14 protein-coding genes are annotated in these 18,704 nt (G+C 32.7%); 10 read left to right on the forward strand and 4 right to left on the reverse strand.

The annotated features are described in order from the left end of the window. Positions 1 to 54: 54 nt before the first annotated feature. The 5 genes from ACU4C5_RS04805 to ACU4C5_RS04825 all read left to right on the forward strand — a co-directional run bounded on the left by ACU4C5_RS04805 (position 55) and on the right by ACU4C5_RS04825 (position 8,360). On the forward strand, positions 55 to 2,895 hold the full coding sequence (locus ACU4C5_RS04805) for a WD40/YVTN/BNR-like repeat-containing protein (protein ID WP_446845919.1): 2,841 nt from the start codon (positions 55 to 57) through the stop codon (positions 2,893 to 2,895). Positions 2,896 to 3,024: 129 nt separating this feature from the next. Next, positions 3,025 to 3,696, forward strand: a complete 672-nt coding sequence (locus ACU4C5_RS04810) for a succinate dehydrogenase cytochrome b subunit (RefSeq protein WP_446845920.1) — start codon at positions 3,025 to 3,027, stop codon at positions 3,694 to 3,696. 15 nt (positions 3,697 to 3,711) lie between these two features. After that, on the forward strand, positions 3,712 to 5,724 hold the full coding sequence (locus ACU4C5_RS04815) for a fumarate reductase/succinate dehydrogenase flavoprotein subunit (RefSeq protein ID WP_446845921.1): 2,013 nt from the start codon (positions 3,712 to 3,714) through the stop codon (positions 5,722 to 5,724). Between the two features lie 11 nt (positions 5,725 to 5,735). Next, the gene (locus ACU4C5_RS04820) at positions 5,736 to 6,482 is read left to right on the forward strand and encodes a succinate dehydrogenase/fumarate reductase iron-sulfur subunit (RefSeq protein ID WP_446846428.1); all 747 of its coding nucleotides are present in this window, start codon (positions 5,736 to 5,738) and stop codon (positions 6,480 to 6,482) included. A 105-nt stretch (positions 6,483 to 6,587) separates the two neighbouring features. Continuing rightward, positions 6,588 to 8,360, forward strand: coding sequence for a MutS-related protein (locus ACU4C5_RS04825; RefSeq protein WP_446845922.1), 1,773 nt, complete (start codon positions 6,588 to 6,590; stop codon positions 8,358 to 8,360). A gap of 86 nt (positions 8,361 to 8,446) precedes the next feature. Here ACU4C5_RS04825 and rpmA read toward each other — a convergent pair whose 3' ends face one another. After that, entirely contained in the window at positions 8,447 to 8,707 is a 261-nt protein-coding gene (gene rpmA / locus ACU4C5_RS04830) for a 50S ribosomal protein L27 (protein WP_323787581.1), read from the reverse strand. Between the two features lie 42 nt (positions 8,708 to 8,749). After that, on the reverse strand, positions 8,750 to 9,367 hold the full coding sequence (gene rplU, locus ACU4C5_RS04835; RefSeq protein WP_446845923.1) for a 50S ribosomal protein L21: 618 nt from the start codon (positions 9,365 to 9,367) through the stop codon (positions 8,750 to 8,752). A gap of 288 nt (positions 9,368 to 9,655) precedes the next feature. On the opposite strand from rplU, the gene ACU4C5_RS04840 reads away from it, so the two are divergent. The 3 genes from ACU4C5_RS04840 to ACU4C5_RS04850 all read left to right on the forward strand — a co-directional run bounded on the left by ACU4C5_RS04840 (position 9,656) and on the right by ACU4C5_RS04850 (position 13,755). Beyond that, positions 9,656 to 10,978 carry a M16 family metallopeptidase gene (locus ACU4C5_RS04840; RefSeq protein WP_446845924.1) on the forward strand — a complete coding sequence of 441 codons (1,323 nt, stop codon included), beginning with the start codon at positions 9,656 to 9,658 and terminating at the stop codon, positions 10,976 to 10,978. A 14-nt stretch (positions 10,979 to 10,992) separates the two neighbouring features. Continuing rightward, positions 10,993 to 13,071, forward strand: coding sequence for an insulinase family protein (locus tag ACU4C5_RS04845; protein WP_446845925.1), 2,079 nt, complete (start codon positions 10,993 to 10,995; stop codon positions 13,069 to 13,071). A gap of 159 nt (positions 13,072 to 13,230) precedes the next feature. After that, entirely contained in the window at positions 13,231 to 13,755 is a 525-nt protein-coding gene (locus ACU4C5_RS04850; RefSeq protein WP_446845926.1) for a cation transporter, read from the forward strand. A 54-nt stretch (positions 13,756 to 13,809) separates the two neighbouring features. Here ACU4C5_RS04850 and ACU4C5_RS04855 read toward each other — a convergent pair whose 3' ends face one another. Together ACU4C5_RS04855 and ACU4C5_RS04860 are read right to left on the reverse strand one after the other, a co-directional pair. Next, positions 13,810 to 14,370: a YciI family protein gene (locus ACU4C5_RS04855; RefSeq protein WP_446845927.1), complete on the reverse strand. Its 561-nt coding sequence runs from the start codon at positions 14,368 to 14,370 to the stop codon at positions 13,810 to 13,812. Further along, the gene (locus ACU4C5_RS04860; protein ID WP_446846429.1) at positions 14,367 to 14,840 is read right to left on the reverse strand and encodes a CYTH domain-containing protein; all 474 of its coding nucleotides are present in this window, start codon (positions 14,838 to 14,840) and stop codon (positions 14,367 to 14,369) included. The genes ACU4C5_RS04855 and ACU4C5_RS04860 overlap by 4 nt, the downstream gene beginning before the upstream one ends. An 85-nt stretch (positions 14,841 to 14,925) precedes the next feature. On the opposite strand from ACU4C5_RS04860, the gene dinB reads away from it, so the two are divergent. Both dinB and ACU4C5_RS04870 read left to right on the forward strand, forming a co-directional pair. Then, positions 14,926 to 16,023, forward strand: a complete 1,098-nt coding sequence (dinB, locus tag ACU4C5_RS04865) for a DNA polymerase IV (protein ID WP_446845928.1) — start codon at positions 14,926 to 14,928, stop codon at positions 16,021 to 16,023. A gap of 253 nt (positions 16,024 to 16,276) precedes the next feature. Next, positions 16,277 to 18,703 carry a TonB-dependent receptor gene (locus ACU4C5_RS04870; RefSeq protein ID WP_446845929.1) on the forward strand — a complete coding sequence of 809 codons (2,427 nt, stop codon included), beginning with the start codon at positions 16,277 to 16,279 and terminating at the stop codon, positions 18,701 to 18,703. The last annotated feature ends 1 nt before the right edge of the window (position 18,704 follow it).

Below are 18,704 nucleotides of genomic sequence, written 5' to 3' on the forward strand. Positions count from 1 at the left end.
TTTATACGCCTATCCACTTAAGGTGAAATTCGTTTTTTAACCAAACCATCTATTATGAAATTCCCAAAGACTTTTAGTCTGTTTTTTACAACGATATCTTTTGTTTGTTATAGCCAACACCCCACAACATCGGCAACTACACAAACAGCTTTACAACAAAAAGCACAACTTACTGAGCAATCACTTATTAAGCAAGTACCTTTAAAAAATATTGGCCCAACAGTTATGAGTGGTCGTGTTGTAGATCTTGAAGTAAACCCAAACGATCCTACCGAGTTTTATGCAGGTTATGCCTCAGGAGGTGTTTGGCATACTACAAATAACGGTACTACTTTTACCCCAATTACCAATACGGCCCAAACCCAAAATGTAGGTGATATTGCTGTAGATTGGAACACAAAAACCATTTGGATTGGTACCGGTGAAAACAATTCGTCAAGATCTAGTTATGCTGGAATTGGAATTTTAAAATCTACCGATAACGGAAAAACATGGCAAAATATGGGACTAAAAGACGCGCATCATATTGGGCGTATTTTAATTAATCCTAACAATCCAAACCATGTAATTGTTGGTGTTACCGGACATTTATATTCTGAAAATGAAAATAGAGGAATGTACGCCACTACCGATGGTGGAAAAACATGGCAAAAAACACTTTTTATTGATGCGCAAAGCGGAATTATAGATGTGCAAGCAGCTCCTGAAGATTTTAATATTTTGTATGCGGCTTCTTGGACTAGAGAACGTAAAGCTTGGAATTTTAATGGAAACGGACATAATTCAGCATTATACAAAAGCACAGACGCAGGTGAAAGTTGGACCAAAATATCAACAAAAAATAGTGGATTTCCAACAGGAGAAGGTGTTGGTCGTATAGGTTTGGCGGTTTTTAACAAAAACACAGTATATGCATTATTAGATAGTCAATTCCGAAGAACAGCTGAAAGCAAAACACAACACAGTAATATTCTCAACAAAGAGGATTTTAAAACCATGAGTTCTGAAACATTCTTAAAATTAGAAGACAAAAAACTAAATGGGTTTTTAAAACAGAATGGATTTCAGGAAAAATACCGCGCACAAAACGTGAAACAAATGGTAAAAAATGGGCATGTAAAACCTATTGATTTAGCACATTACCTAGAAGATGCCAACGCCATGTTATTTGACGCGCCAGTTATTGGAGCCGAAGTTTTTAAAACTACTAACGGCGGTAAAAATTGGAACAAAACACATACAGAAAACATAGATAATTTATATTATAGCTATGGCTATTATTTTGGCGAAATACGAGTAGATCCACAAGATGAAAATGGAATTTACGTTTTAGGAGTTCCTATTTTAAAATCTAAAGACGGCGGAAAAACATTTACAAATATTAGTAAAGAAAACGTGCATGCAGATCATCAAGCCTTATGGGTAAATCCTAAAAAACAAGGGCATTTAATTGATGGAAATGATGGAGGTGTAAACATGACTTATGATGATGGTGAAAATTGGATAAAAAACAACTCACCTGCAGTAGGTCAATTTTATGCTATAAATATAGATTATCAAAAACCATATCATGTATACGGAGGTTTGCAAGATAATGGCGTTTGGCACGGACCATATAACGCTCCAGAAGACAAAAAATGGCATCAAGAAGGGCAATATCCATGGACACGAATTATGGGTGGAGACGGAATGCAAATTCAAATAGATAACAGAAATAGTGATCTTGTGTACACCGGTTATCAGTTTGGAAATTATTTTAGGATTAACACGTCTACAAACAAGCAAATCTACATTCAACCGAAACATCAACTAGGAGAAACACCTTATCGTTTTAATTGGCAAACCCCTATTTTATTATCATCTCACAACCAAGATATTTTATATTTAGGAGGTAATAAATTAATGCGTTCTCTAAATAAAGGTGATGATTGGGAAGCGATTAGTAACGATTTAACTCAAGGTGGAAAAAAAGGAAACGTAGCCTACGGAACTTTAACTACTATTAGCGAATCGCCATTTCAGTTTGGTGTAATTTACACTGGAAGTGATGACGGGTTGGTACAACTTACTAAAAATTCGGGGAATGATTGGACAATAATTTCAGAATCATTTCCAAAAGATCTTTGGGTAACTCGAGTAATTGCTTCACAACATAAAAAAGAACGCGTTTATGTAGCACTTAATGGTTATAGATGGGATGATTTTAACAGCTATGTTTACGTCTCTGATAATTATGGAGCCACGTGGTCAAATATCGCAGTAACGCTTCCGGGGTCACCGGTAAATGTAATTAAAGAAGATCCAGAAAACCAAAACATACTCTATTTAGGAACAGATAATGGCGCATATATGTCGTTTGATAAAGGAGAAAATTGGCAAATTTTTAGTAACGGAATTCCTAGTGTTGCAGTACACGATATGGTTGTTCAACCAGAAGAAAAACACCTTTTAATTGGTACCCACGGAAGGAGTATTTATTTGGTTGATATTAAAAACATTCAAGAAATGACTGTTGAAAAACTAAACCAACCGCTTACACTTTTCACTCCTAAAACGATAAGACATTCTAAATATTGGGGAAATTTTTATGGAAACAATACACAAGCTTATGAAGCTACAACTACGTTAGAGTTTTACAGCTTGAAAGCCGAAAAAAAGACGATAAAAATAATATCTGAAGATAATGATTTACTTCACGAGGTTTCGGTTAATGTAATAAAAGGATTTAATGCGGTGGACTATCACTTAACATTATCTAGAAAAGGACGAAAAGCACTATTAAAAAAGCATTCTGAAATTCAAATTGACAAAGCTGAAAACGAGCTTTACTATCTTCCTAAAGGCGATTATATTTTTAAAATAGACTCGCAAACTAGAAATTTAATTATAAAATAAGTCATTTTCATGAGCTAATATCTTTTTTTTAATTAAAATGATTCTAAATACAAATTTAATAAGTCAACTTTTTGTCTATAATCTAATTCAGCCTTACATTTGTTATACATAATCTAACTTCAAAAAATAATGAGCGGATTTTTAAAATCTTCAATTGGAAGAAAAGTAGCGATGGCACTTTCGGCACTTTTCTTAATGATTTTCTTACTACAACATTTTGTAATTAACCTTTTATCTGTATTTAGTCCAGATGCTTTTAACGAAGTATCACACTTTATGGGGACATTTTGGGCAATTCAATATGTAATGCAACCTGTATTGATTTTTGGTGTATTATTTCATTTTATTATGGGATTTGCTCTAGAAATTAAAAATAAGAAAGCGCGTACAGTAAGCTACGCAAAAAACAATGGTGCTGCAAATTCATCTTGGATGAGCCGTAACATGATTTACAGTGGTTTATTCATCTTAATCTTTTTAGTAATACACTTTTTAGATTTTTGGATTCCAGAAATTAACACCAAATATATTGTTGGTGATATGACAGGAATGCATAATGGTGAGTTTAGATATTTCCATGAGTTACAAGAGAAATTTGTGCCTTTATGGAGAGTTGCTTTATACTGCTTAGGGTTTGTATTCTTAGCATTACACTTATTACATGGTTTTAGTTCTGCATTTCAATCAATGGGAGCTAACAACAAATACACTAAAGGTTTAAAAGGTTTTGGAAAAGCCTATGCGGTTATTATCCCATTAGGATTTATCGTTATCGCGCTTGTTCATCATTTTAATCACTAAAAAACACATCTAAAAATGGCTTTAGATTCAAAAACACCAAAAGGTCCTATTAAAGATAAATGGACTGATTATAAAAATCATATCGACTTAGTTAACCCTGCAAACAAGCGTAACATTGATGTTATTATTGTTGGAACAGGATTAGCAGGTGGATCGGCTGCTGCAACTTTAGCAGAGCTAGGATACAACGTGAAAGCATTTTGTTTTCAAGATTCTCCTCGTCGTGCGCACTCAATTGCTGCACAAGGGGGAATTAACGCCGCTAAAAACTATCAAGGTGATGGGGATTCAACGTACCGTTTATTTTACGATACTGTAAAAGGTGGTGATTACCGTTCTCGTGAAGCTAACGTATATCGTTTAGCTGAAGTATCAGCTAATATTATTGACCAATGTGTTGCTCAAGGGGTTCCTTTTGCACGTGAATATGGTGGATTATTAGATAACCGTTCGTTTGGTGGAGTTCTTGTATCAAGAACATTTTATGCTGCCGGACAAACTGGACAACAATTATTATTAGGAGCTTACTCTGCTATGAACCGTCAAATAGGTCGTGGTAAAATTAAAATGTACAACCGTCACGAAATGCTTGACGTTGTAAAAGTTGATGGTAAAGCTCGTGGAATTATAACACGTAACTTAATTACTGGAGAAATTGAACGCCACTCAGCTCACGCTGTAGTTCTTGGAACTGGTGGTTATGGTAACGTATTCTTCTTATCAACTAATGCGATGGGAAGTAATGTAACAGCTGCTTGGAAAGCTCACAAACGTGGTGCTTACTTTGCAAACCCTTGTTACACACAAATTCACCCAACATGTATTCCTGTTTCTGGAGATCATCAGTCTAAACTAACGTTAATGTCTGAATCTTTACGTAATGATGGACGTATTTGGGTACCTAAACACATGAAAGATGTTGAAGCTATTAAATCTGGTGCTTTAAAGCCTAGAGAATTAGCTGAAGAAGATAGAGATTATTACCTAGAGCGTCGTTACCCAGCCTTTGGAAACTTAGTACCTCGTGATGTTGCCTCTCGTGCAGCAAAAGAACGTTGTGATGCTGGTTACGGTGTAAACGCAACAGGTGAAGCTGTATTTTTAGATTTTGCTTCGGCAATTCAACGTTACGGAAAAGAGCAAGCAATCATTAGACATCTTGATGCTAACGATGCTGCTTTAGTAAAAAAATTAGGTCAAGAAGTTGTAAAAAACAAATACGGAAACTTATTCCAGATGTACGAGAAAATCGTAGATCAAGATCCATACAACACACCAATGATGATTTACCCGGCGGTACATTACACAATGGGTGGAATTTGGGTTGATTATAACTTAATGACAACTGTTCCTGGATTATACGCAATTGGAGAAGCAAATTTCTCTGATCACGGTGCTAACAGACTTGGTGCTTCGGCATTAATGCAAGGTTTAGCCGATGGATATTTTGTATTACCTTATACTATTGGAGATTATTTATCTAATGATATTCGTACTGGAGCAATTTCAACAGACTCAAAAGAATTTGAAGCTGCAGAAAACGAAGTAAGAAAAACATTAGAATTCTTTGTAACTAATAAAGGACAACACTCTGTAGATTATTTCCATAAGAAATTAGGAAAAATCATGTGGAACAAAGTTGGAATGTCTAGAAACGTAAAAGGATTAACAGAAGCTATTTCTGAAATTAAAGAGCTTAGAGCTCAATTCTGGAAAGAAGTAAAAGTTCCTGGATCTAATGATGAATACAACGAAGAATTAGCGAAAGCTGGTCGTGTTGCCGATTTCTTAGAACTTGGTGAATTATTCGCTAAAGATGCTCTTAACAGAGAAGAATCTTGTGGTGGACACTTTAGAGAAGATGCTGTTGAGTTAGACGGTGAACAAAAAGGAGAAGCAAAACGTGATGATGAAAACTTTGCTTATGTTTCTGCTTGGGAATATAAAGGAGAGCCTAGTGATGCTGTGCTACACAAAGAAGAATTAGAGTTCAAGGATATAGAATTAAAACAAAGAAGTTACAAATAAAGGAAGCTATGATGAATTTAACACTTAAGATTTGGCGTCAAAAAAACGCAAGTGATAAAGGGAAAATGGTAGATTATAAAGTTACCGATATTTCTCCAGATATGTCTTTCCTTGAAATGTTAGACGTTTTAAACGAACAATTAGTAAACAACGATGAAGAACCAGTAGCTTTCGATCACGATTGTCGTGAAGGAATTTGCGGAATGTGTTCTTTATATATTAACGGTGAAGCTCATGGTCCTGATCGTGCTGTAACAACTTGTCAATTACACATGCGTATGTTTAAAGATGGTGATACAATTACTATCGAGCCATTTAGAGCGACTGCGTTTCCTGTTGTAAAAGATTTAATTGTTGATAGAGGTGCTTTTGATAGAATCCAACATGCCGGAGGATTTATTTCAGTAAACACATCTGGTAACACTATTGATGCTAATGCAATTCCAGTAAACAAACATGATGCAGATACTGCTTTTGAAGCAGCAACTTGTATTGGTTGTGGAGCTTGTGTAGCGTCTTGTAAAAACTCTTCAGCTATGTTATTTGTTGGTGCTAAAGTATCGCAATTTGCATTATTACCACAAGGTAAAATTGAAGCAACAGACCGTGTATTAAACATGGTAAAACAAATGGACGAAGAAGGTTTTGGTAACTGTACCAACACTGGAGCTTGTGAGGTTGAATGTCCTAAAGGAATTTCTTTAGAAAACATAGCCCGCATGAATAACGAATATTTAAAAGCGAGCCTTAAAGGATAATTAATTGCTGTGAAAACAGGAATCTCGTAAATCAAATATCAATTAACAAATCCCAAGAGCAATCTTGGGATTTTTTTTGTTCCTTTACCAAGTAACATCAATATTATGCAAGCACCAAACATGTTTTATCAACAAGAATTAAAAACGCATCAAACACGCGTGAAGCAGCTTTCAAAAAAGATAGCAATACTAAGTACGCTAAGACTCTCAGTATTTATTATTACCGCTATAGCAATATATTTTACGTTTAGTATGTGGCAAGTTGCAGCAATAATTGCTGTTGTAGGAATTGTATTATTTATCATACTATTAAATAAGCACACAAGACTTAAAAACCAACGTAACTTACATAAAGCATTAGTTAAAATTAATACTGATGAAATAAAAATAGCTTCAGGAGATTTTCATGATAGAGATGATGGATTACAGTTTCAAAACCCAACACATTTTTACAGTTTAGATATCGATTTGTTCGGAAAAGGCTCCTTTTTTCAATTTATAAATAGAACTTCTATAGATGAAGGTGCTCAAAATCTTGCCAAATCCCTAACCGAAAATAATACTAAAAACATTGAGTCTCGTCAAAAAGCGATTCAAGAATTAGCTGAACTTCCTAAATGGCGACAAAAATTTTCGGCAACAGCAAGCCTTATTAAAGTTGAAACAAAAGCATCTGATATTATTGAATGGTTAGCAGATTACAAAACGTTTTCTAATAGCTACATTAAATGGTTGCCATTAGCTTTTACCATCTGCTCAATAACCATAGCTGCATTAGGTGTTTTAGAAATTATTGGCATTTCATTTATTGGTTATTGGCTTTTAGTTGGTTTAGCAATTACCGGACGTTTTATAAAACCTATAAATAATTTAGCCGGCAATACAGACAAGATAAAAGACACATTTAGGCAATATGCTTTATTATTAGACCAAATAGAACAGCAAGAATTTTCTTCGCAATTACTAAAAATTCAACAAGAAAAAATTAAAGCCGAAAGCAAAAAAGCTTCCGTAATCTTTAAAGAGTTTTCAAAAAGTTTAGACGCTTTAGATAACCGTAATAATCTTATCTCAGCCATTTTTGGAAATGGACTATTTTTATCAGACCTAAAAAACAGCTATAAAGTAGAGCAATGGGTGATACAATATGGTAATAAAGTAGCACATTGGTTTGAAGTTGTTTCATTTTTTGACGCTTATAATAGCTTAGGTAATTATGCTTTTAATAATCCAGATTATAATTACCCAACTATCACAACAGATAAAATTACCATTGATGCTAAAAATTTGGGTCACCCACTTTTAGATGCTAAAAAACGTGTAAATAGTGATGTGGTGATTGATGCGCAACAATTTTGTATTGTAACCGGAGCAAATATGGCTGGAAAAAGCACATTTTTGCGTACAATATCTCTTCATATCGTAATGGCTAATGTAGGTTTACCTGTATGTGCAACATCTAGTAAATACAACCCTGTAAAACTAATTACAAGCATGCGTACAAGCGATTCTCTAACAGATGACAGTAGTTACTTTTTTAGCGAATTAACACGTCTTAAATTTATTGTAGATGAAGTACAAAAAGAATCGTACTTTATTATTTTAGATGAAATTTTAAAAGGCACAAACAGTACAGATAAAGCTATTGGATCAAAGAAATTTGTTGAAAAACTAGTAGCTACTCACGCCACAGGAATTATCGCCACTCACGATTTAAGTTTATGTACTATTGAAGACGAATTAAGCGAAGTAAAAAACTACTTTTTTGATGCGCAGATTATAGACAACGAATTACATTTTGACTACAAATTTAAAGTAGGGGTTTGCCAAAATATGAATGCTAGCTTCTTATTAAAGAAAATGGAAATTATAGACTAACAGAAAATTTCAGCATTAAGATAAAGTATAAAAAAAGCCCATTCTAAAAAAATAGAATGGGCTTTAATATTATGGGTAAAATTCAATTAAGCTTCAAAAGCTTCAATAGAAACAAAAGATTTACCATCTTTCTTCTTTGTGAATTTCACTAAACCATCAACTTTCGCGTGTAAAGTGTGGTCTTTTCCTCCATACACATTTTCACCTGGGTGATGTGTATTTCCTCTTTGTCTTACAATGATATTACCAGCTAAAGCTGCTTGTCCACCAAAAATCTTAACGCCTAAACGTTTTGATTCTGATTCTCTACCATTTTTCGAACTACCTACTCCTTTTTTATGAGCCATTGTCTTAAGGTTTTATATTGTTAAACTTAAGTGATTAAGCAATTACGCTTTACCACCATCTAATTCGTCTTGCCATTTTTTCAACTCGTCCCATTTACCATCGGCAGCTAATTGAGCTTGTGCTGGCCATGTATCAGTAACATGGTTCCCACGAACGTCTGCGATAATTTCAGAGATATTTGCTGAATCAGCTTTTGCTAAATCTGCATAAGATGCAATTCCAGCAGCAACTAATGTTTCTGCGATTTTCGGTCCAATACCTTCAATCTTTTTTAAATCATCTGCTTTTGCAGTTGCTTTAGGTGCAGCTTTTTTTACTTCTTTTTTTGGAGCAGCTTTCTTAGCTCCAGAAGTTGCAATACTTTCAATTACGATTTCAGTTAAAGATTGACGGTGTCCGTTTTTAACACGGTATCCTTTACGTCTTTTCTTCTTGAAAACGATTACTTTATCACCTTTAAGGTGCTTAATGACTTTTGCTCCTACTTGAGCTCCGTCTATAGCTGGGGCGCCTACAGTTACATTGCTACCATCTGCTACTAAAAGAACGTTGTCGAAAGAAACTTCCTGACCCTCCTCTATAGCTAAACGGTTAACAAACAACTTTTGGTCTTTTTCAACTTTGAATTGATGCCCTGCTATCTCTACAATTGCGTACATAGCGTAACGTTTTAATGTTAATTATTATAAAAAATGAGTGCAAATATATGTCTATATTCTTAATATACAAAGCTTTTGTGCATTAAGACGTAAAATAAAACTTGCTTTTTTTTTTATTCCACATCAATTGACCAAAAAACGTCTATATATAAAGGAATTACAATATTATATTTTCTTTATAATTTTATAGAAACCGAATTTTGATTTATTATTTTTGTGGAAAGTGTAACAATTTAAAAAAATGTTAGACTTACCATGTTATAGATATAAACTTAAAACAAACTCACAATGAAAAAATGCTTATTTTCTTTAGCTTCTTTGTTGCTAGTAGGACATTTTGCCTCAGCACAGAAAGTTGAATTTGAAGAGTATGATTTAGATAACGGAATGCATGTTATTCTTCATCAAGATAACTCTGCTCCTGTTGTTACTACTTCTGTTATGTACCATGTAGGTGCTAAAGATGAAAACCCAGAACGTACAGGTTTTGCTCACTTTTTTGAACACCTTTTATTTGAAGGAACTGAAAACATTGGTCGTGGAGAATTCATGAAAATTATTCCTGCTAATGGAGGAAAATTTAATGCAAACACTTCTGACGATAGAACTTACTATTACGAAGTATTCCCTTCTAATAACTTAGAATTAGGATTATGGTTAGAGTCTGAACGTTTATTACACCCAGTAATTAACCAAATTGGTGTTGATACTCAAAACGAAGTTGTAAAAGAAGAAAAACGTATGCGTGTTGATAATGCACCTTACGGACGTTTCTTAGAATATGTTAAAGCAAACTTATTTAAAAATCACCCTTACCGTTGGACAACAATTGGTAAAATGGATCATTTAGATGCTGCTACTTTAGAAGAATTTCAAGCCTTCAACAAAAAGTTTTATGTCCCTAACAATGCTGTTTTAGTAGTTGCTGGAGATTTTCAAAAACCTGAGGTTAAAAAAATGATCGAAGATTATTTTGGACCAATTCCTCGTGGTGCTGATGTAGTAAGAAACTTAGCTAAAGAAGAGCCTATTACAGAAACTATGCATGTTAAGGAATATGATGCAAACATTCAAATTCCTGCTTTAATTGCAGCATACAGAACACCGTCTTACAAAGACAGAGATTCTTATGTATTAGAAATGATTTCAACTTATTTAAGTGGTGGAAAATCTTCTAAATTATACAAGAAATTAGTTGACGAAAAGAAAATGGCTTTACAAGTTGGAGCTTTCAACTTTAGTCAAGAAGATTACAGTGCTTACATCTTATTTGGTATGCCAATGGGAGAAACTACTCTTGATGAATTAACAGCTGAAATTGATGAAGAAATTGTAAATCTACAAACTGAATTAATTTCAGAAAGAGATCACCAAAAATTATTAAATCAATTTGAAAACAATTTTGTAAGCTCAAATTCAAGTGTAGAAGGTATTGCTAGTTCTTTAGCAACTTACTATATGCTTCATGATGATGTAAACCTTATCAATAACGAAATAGAAATTTACAGATCTATTACAAGAGAAGACATCCAAAACGTTGCAAAAAAATACTTAAACCCTAACCAAAGGTTATTATTAGAGTATTTACCAGAAGAAAAAAGCGATAACTAAAAAACAAAACAATAATGAAAAATAAAATATCAGCAGTATTAGTATTGTTTTTAATGGCTATTGGAGCGCAAGCACAAATAGACAGATCTAAACAACCTAAACCGGGACCAGCTCCAAAAATTACTTTGGAAGTTCCTGGTGAATTTGAACTAAAAAACGGAATTAAAGTTTTAGTCGTTGAAAACCATAAATTACCAAGAGTTTCTTATTCTTTAAGAATAGACAACTCTCCAATTGTTGAAGGAAATAAAGCTGGAGTATCTAGCATTCTTGGTGCAATGTTAGGAAACGGTACAACATCTATCTCTAAAGATGATTTTAATGAAGAAATTGATTTCTTAGGAGCAAGAATCGGATTTAGTTCTCAAAGTGCTTTTGGTAGCTCACTAGCTAAATATTCTGAAAGAATTTTAGAATTAATGGCAGATGCAGCAATCAATCCTTTATTAACTGAAGAAGAGTTTGAAAAAGAAAAGACAAAACTTATTGAAGGTTTAAAAAATGATGCAAAAAGTGTAGACGCAGTTGCAGGACGTGTTGGTGGAGCTTTATCTTACGGTAAAAACCATGCTTACGGTGAATTTATGACTGAAGAAACAATTAACAACATCACTTTTGATGACGTTATGGCTTTTTATGCTAAATACTTTAACCCTAACAATGCTTACATAGTTGTTGTTGGTGATATCGAATTTAAAAAAGCTAAGAAACAAATCAAGAAATATTTCAATGATTGGGAAAAATCTATTGAAATTTCTAGAACTGTTCAACAACCAAACGCAAACGTACAATACACACAAATTAACTTTGTAGATATGCCAAATGCGGTACAATCTAACGTTACTGTTACAAATAACGTAGATCTACAAATGAAAGATGAAGACTACCTTGCAGCTAAAATTGCAAACTACATTTTAGGTGGTGGTGGTGAAGGTTATTTATTTAAAAACCTTCGTGAAGAACATGCTTATACTTACGGTGCTTACTCTAGTGTAGGATCTAGCCGCTACAATGCAGCTCGCTTTTCTGCTAGTGCAAGTGTAAGAAATATGGTTACTGATAGTTCTATCGTTGAAATCTTAAAAGAAATTACTCGTATCAATACAGAATTAGTAGATGCTGATGCTCTTAAAAGCGCAAAAGCTAAATACGTAGGAAGTTTTGTTATGGCTTTAGAGCAACCTCAAACTATTGCTGAGTATGCTTTAAACATTAAATTAAATGACTTACCAGAAGATTTTTACACAACTTACTTACAAAAATTAAATGCTTTAACTGTTGAGGACATTCAAAATGCAGCTAAAAAGTATTTCTCTACAGATAACGCACGTATTATAGTAGTAGGAAAAGGAAGTGAAGTATTAGGAAACCTTGAAAAATCTGGAATTCCTATTAAGTATTACGATACGTTTGCAAATGCCGTTGAAAAACCAGTATTTTCAAAACCTATCCCTGCAGGAGTAACAGCAACAACTGTAGTTAATGACTACATTAAAGCTATTGGTGGTAAAGAAAACTTAGAGAAAGTTAAAACAATGTTTACAAATGCAAACGTTACTATTGAAGGTATGCCTTTTAAACCAACTGCTGTAATTAAAGCAATGGCTCCAAATAAATCTTCTATGGAAATGAACATTGAAGGAATGGGAACTGTTATGAAGCAAAAATTCAACGGAACTGCTGGATATGCTGAACAACAAGGTAGAAAAATGCCAATGTCTGAGACTGAAGTTGCTTTAAAACAAGCTGAAAAAGGATTATTCCCAGAATTATACTTTGATGCTGCTACTGCTACTTTAGAGTCTATTGCTACTATTGATGGTACAGACGTTTATAAAGTAAAAGCAACTACTGGAGACAATGTAACTTACAAATACTATAGCGTTGAAACGTCTTATTTAGTACGTACAGAAACTTCTGTTAAAGCTGGAGAACAAACAATGACTACAACTATTGATTTATCTGACTACAAAGCAGTAAATGGTGTATTTGTACCTTATACTCAAAAAGTAACAACAGGACCACAAGTTATTCTTTTATCTACTGTAGATACTAAGTTTAACGAAGGGGTTAGCGATGCTGATTTTAACTAATCAATAACGCAAATTCATATAAAAACCGAAGTTAATAGCTTCGGTTTTTTTATATCCAAAAACCACTTATCATAAATTTAGTTAATTAACTAACTACAAATAACTATATTTATTAGATTTGCTATCTATTACAAAACAAACACCTTTAATCATATTATTATGAAATCAATTAAAAACATTTTAGCAATAGCCGTTTTAGCAATTACTATTGTATCATGTAAAAACAATGCACAACCAGAAGTTAAAACTGTAGAAACAGCAACAACTAAAACTGTAGCAAAATTAGATCCTAATGCAACTTATGTAAAAGCAGAGTTTGGTATTGAAGGAATGACATGTGCTATTGGATGTGCAAAAACTATTGAAAAAAAACTATCTAAAATGGAAGGTGTAAAATCTGTAACAGTAGATTTTGACAAAGAATTAGCAATGGTTGAATATGACCAAGCTAAAGTAACACCAACTTCTCTTGAAGAAACAGTTACTAAAACTGGAGATATGTACAAAGTAAAAGACATTAAAACAGTAACCTCTTTTTCTAATGAAAAAACTGAAAAAATGGCTTGTAAAGCAGACTGTAAAATGGCGTGTTGTGCAAACAAAACTGAAGCAGAAAAAGCTGAAGCAAAAACTTGCGATAAAGATTGTAAGAAAGCTTGTTGTACTACAGATAAAAAATCATAATTATTTAATTATACTATATAAAAAAAGCCACTCAATGAGTGGCTTTTTTGTGTCTTATCGTAAGCTGTTTCCTTTTACTGCCCACCAAGGATGAATCTCAACCTGTAAACGTCCAGACTTTACAATAGGGTCTACTTTTGCTAAACTATCGGCAATTTTAAGTGTTGGAACATTATAAATTGTTGCGGCTCTTAAATCACCTTCGCCTTCAAATGGTCCGGAAATATCAGTATAACCTAATTCATACATTCTTTTTAAATATGCTAAATGTTCTTCATGCAATAACGCAGCTTCTTCCTCATTTTGATTATGAATTACGCCACGTTTTAAAAATACCATAAAATATTTTTGCATTATAATAGTATCATTGGTAGCATCATCAATTACATCTTTAATTTTAAACCCTTTTAATCTTAAATCAGCTACCTCCTCTTCAATAGAATTAAATACAATATTACCATTTTCATCAATCACATCTTTATCAATCACTAGATTATCAACATCTATTTCTTTAACGGTATCAATTGTGGTTTCTAATTTTGTATCAATGGTTTTAGTTTCATTTTTACAAGCTACAAAAGCCATAGCTATTATTAGTATTACAAGTTTTTTCATGAGTTCCAATTTTTATATGGGGTTTTACTTAATTGTGAATTATAATATTTTAAATCTCCAGTGACTTCTAAGCCCAACCAATCGGGTTTTAAAAATGTTTCGTTAGTGCTATTTAATTCTACTTCAGCAACAACCAAACCGTTGTTATCGCCATAAAATTCATCTATTTCAAAAATATGAGCACCAATTTTAACTTCATATCTCGTTTTATCAATCATTCCAGGCTCACAAAGTTTAAAAAGGGCTTCAGCATCAGTTTTACTAATTTCTTTTTCCCATTCAAAACGCGACAAACCATCATTTGTAGATTGTCCTTTTACAGTAATAAAGCCCAATTCACCTTTTAAACGCACTCTTACAGTTCGTTCTTTAGCTGTATTTAAAAACCCTTGTATAATGCGAGTTTTGGCAAATGCCTCGGTTTTAAATACCTCTGAATTTACTAAAAACTTACGTTCTATTTCTATCATCATAATATACTACAAGTATGGTTAATTTCATATTAAAAAAGGAAACTGAACGCATACATTTTATTTAAAGTTATAAATTTACGTCATGCAAAACGATTTACCAATACGAAAAATTATTCATGTGGATATGGACGCTTTTTATGCTTCTGTTGAGCAAATGGATAATCCAGATCTTAAAGGTAAAGCAATTGCCGTTGGTGGTGGTGGAAAACGCGGTGTGGTAAGTGCTGCAAGTTACGAGGCACGTGTTTTTGGTGTGCGCAGTGCTATAAGTGGGGTAAAAGCTAGACGCCTTTGTCCGGATTTAATTTTTGTAAAACCCAATTTTGAACGCTACAAAGAGATTTCAAAAAAAATTAGAGCTATATTTTTAGATTACACAGATTTAGTAGAACCATTATCGCTTGATGAAGCCTATTTAGATGTAACTGAAAACAAAAAAGGACATCCTAGTGCATCATTAATTGCTAAAGAAATAAGACATCGCATTTTTGATGAAATTGGACTTACCGCTTCCGCTGGGATTTCTATTAATAAATTTGTTGCCAAAGTAGCGAGTGATTACAATAAACCTAACGGACAAAAAACAGTGAACCCAGAAGAGGTTTTAACTTTTTTGGAAGCCTTAGATATTAGAAAATTTTATGGCGTTGGTAAAGTTACTGCCGAAAAAATGTACCAAAAAGGGATTTTTACAGGGCTTGATTTAAAATTGAAATCCTTAGAATTTTTAGAAACACACTTTGGAAAATCAGGAGCATATTACTATCATATTGTAAGAGGTATTCATACTGCGCAAGTTAGTCCAAACCGAATTAGAAAATCTTTAGCAGCCGAACGCACTTTTAGTGAAAATTTATCTTCAGAAATATTTATGCTGCAAAAACTAGAGCATATTGCTAAAGAAGTTTCTAAACGTTTACAACATAATAAACTATCAGGAAAGACGGTGACTCTAAAAATAAAATACAGCGATTTCACATTACAAACACGCAGTAAAACACTTCCTTATTTTATAAATGATGAAGCGCTAATACTTGAAGCCTCAAAAGAACTTTTATATCAAGAAAAATTAAGTAATTCTGTACGCTTATTAGGGATATCACTATCTAATTTAAACACAGAAACTGCTAAAAAGCCTGAAAAAAAAACAGTCACAGTACAATTGAAATTTGAATTTTAAAATCCTTAATTTGTAATATTTTAGTGACTACAATCTGTTTTATCCCTGTTTACAAAGTTAAACCTACAAACATAAAACAGGTGTTATTTATAATAGCTTATTATAAGCAGCAAAAATCTATATATTCACAATTATAATGTTATTTTTTTTATAAATAAACAACATAAACACTTTCTTAATAAATTATCAATAAATAGGTTATCCTTATTTGGACTTATTATAAATAGGAGTATTTTTGTAAAAAATATTACTCATGTTATCAGTAAAAACATTCTCTACTTTTTTATTTTTTTTCTTAAGCATTTTTGCTTTTAGCCAAGAAGGGGAACTTAGTGGTACTATTAAGTTTGATAACAACGAGCCAGCTTTAGGTACTTATGTTGTTTTAAAAAGCGCTACTTTTCAAAAAGAAGCGAATTCAGATATTAATGGTAATTACCTCTTTAAAAATATTCCATACGGAGAATACATCCTTGAATTTAGCTCGTTAAATTCAAAAGTAAAAATAATTAATGTTACAATAAACACGCCTAAAAAGAACTTAAATACAGCATTAGTATATACTACTTACCAAGATTTAGAAGAAATAAAAATTGATGCAAAAACCTTAAAAAGGAAAATAGAAGATAAAGGATTTGCCGTAAATGTTATTGAAACAAAGGAAGCTAGTATTAGAAACATTCAAACAAATGATTTACTTAACACTTCTGCAGGAGTTAAAATTCGTCAAAATGGAGGTTTAGGTTCTAGCGTAGAATATAGTTTAAATGGTTTATCAGGAAATTCAGTAAGGATATTTATTGACGGAATTCCAATTTCAATGTATGGTAATTCTTTTAATTTAAATAGTATTCCGGCTTCAATGATTAAAAACATAGAGGTTTATAAAGGTGTTGTTCCTGGTCACTTAGCAGATGATGCTTTAGGAGGAGCAATTAATATTGTACTTCATAATACAAGTAAAAACTACTTAAACGCATCTGCTTCTTATGGTTCGTTTAATACATTTCAAACCAATGTAAATGGATTATATCGCTCAGAAAAATCTGGGTTTACGGTTAAGGCTTCAGCGTTTCATAACTATTCAGATAACGATTATAAAGTTTCAGGACGTAGCGTAGTTGTTACTGGGTTAGGTGGTGTACAAACGCCTATTACTGCAAGACGTTTTAATGACGCATATAGGTCAACTGGAGGAGTTGCACAGGTTGGTTTTACAAACGTAAAATGGGCCGATCAATTTTTTGTTGGTGTAACAGCTTCAGATGATTATAAAGAAGTACAACATGGTGCATTTATGACAATAACACCATATAAAGATCGTTTTTTAGAATCGAACGCGCTATTATCAACTTTAAACTACAAAAAGAAAGACCTTTTTATAGAAGGCTTAGATGTAAATGTAAATGCATTATATGGTAAAAGAGATAGAGATATAAACGATACCTTAGCTGCAGCATATAGTTGGAATGGTGACAGAGCAATAGATTATTTAGGAAACGAATATGAATATACTTGGGGATCTCAACAAGAAGGCGGACCAACTTTAGCTAAAATTGAAAGACAAGTTGCTTCGGTTAGAACCGGAATAGCTTATACTATAAATGAACATCACAAAGTACTATTTAACCACGCATATAGTAGTATTGAAAGAGAAGATAGTGATCCTTTAAAAACGGTATTAGAAAACACGTTTATGGGAACTAGAGATTTATATAAAAACATATATGCGTTAACTTATGAATTATCTGCGGTTAACAATCAATTAAAAACTAGCATATTTGGTAAATATTATAATCAAAAAACCTTAAGTATTGATCCTGAAATTGCAACTGATAGCGAAGGGAATAATACTGTTGTTGATGAAATTGTAAGAGCTAATAATAAATATGAAGGCTATGGTTTTGCGGCATCTTATGCTATAATACCAACGGTAACTTTATTAACATCTGCAGAAAAAGCGATAAGATTACCCAACGAAACTGAAGTTTTTGGTAATGATGGAGATAATGTTATTGCAAATCCATATTTAGATCCAGAAGTGAGTAATAATTTTAATCTAGGATTTAGATTTGGAAAATTCAAGTTTAAAAAACACAGTTTTACCCTTTCAACTAATGTATTTTTAAGAGATATTAAAGATAGAATAGGTTTACCTATTGAAACCTCTTTAAATGTAGATGATGAATTAATATTATACGTTAATCAGGGTAATGCAAAATCTAAAGGTATAGACGCACAATTTAACTATACCTATAATAATAACTTTGGATTTAATTTTAATATGTCTCGTTTTGATCTTACAGGCGAAACTACAGGAGGAACAGAGTTTGATATTCCAAACACACCATTCTTCACAATGAATGGAAGTTTACGTTACTCATTTAAAAATCTTATTCAGAAAAAATCGTTGTTAAACGTTTTCTATTCGGTGTATTTCACAGACGATTTTTCATACCTAGTCTCTCAAGGTTCTAATACCGTTGGAGACGATTTCTTTAAAATTCCAGAACAATTAGTTCAAGACTTTGGGGTTACTTATTCATTTCCTAACAAGAAATTAGTAATGAGCCTTGATATTAAAAACATTTTTAACGAGCCTGTTTATGATAACCTTTCAGTTCAAAAACCAGGACGAGCACTTTATTTTAAACTTAATTATACAATCAATAAATTCTAAT

It is taken from the genome of Lacinutrix undariae (genome assembly GCF_052934785.1).